This is a genomic window from Bradyrhizobium sp. Mp27 (assembly GCF_029953005.1).
In the GTDB taxonomy this organism is placed as follows: domain Bacteria; phylum Pseudomonadota; class Alphaproteobacteria; order Rhizobiales; family Xanthobacteraceae; genus Bradyrhizobium; species Bradyrhizobium barranii.
Genome location: NZ_JASAUS010000844.1, coordinates 1 through 220, shown reverse-complemented (window position 1 = coordinate 220; position 220 = coordinate 1). Strand labels below are relative to the sequence as shown.

Annotated in this window: 1 pseudogene; it reads right to left on the bottom strand. The window is 66.4% G+C overall.

The annotated features are described in order from the left end of the window. Positions 1-220 (bottom strand): annotated as a pseudogene (locus QJT78_RS52835) (hypothetical protein); the annotation flags it as partial.

Below are 220 nucleotides of genomic sequence, written 5' to 3'. Positions count from 1 at the left end.
AAACGAGCGGAGAAGGGACGGATCCTCGACGAGCTGTGCGCGACGACTGGCTGGCATCGCAAGCATGCGGTGCGCGCGCTCAGGCGACGCGAGGCGGTTGGACCGGGCGAGCCACGCAGAACCGGCAGGTTCTCGATGGCGCGTCGGGTGCGGATGTCGTCGGCGACCTCGTCGACTTTTCTGGCGAGAGGCTTGGTGCCGGACAGACCGAAGATGTAGT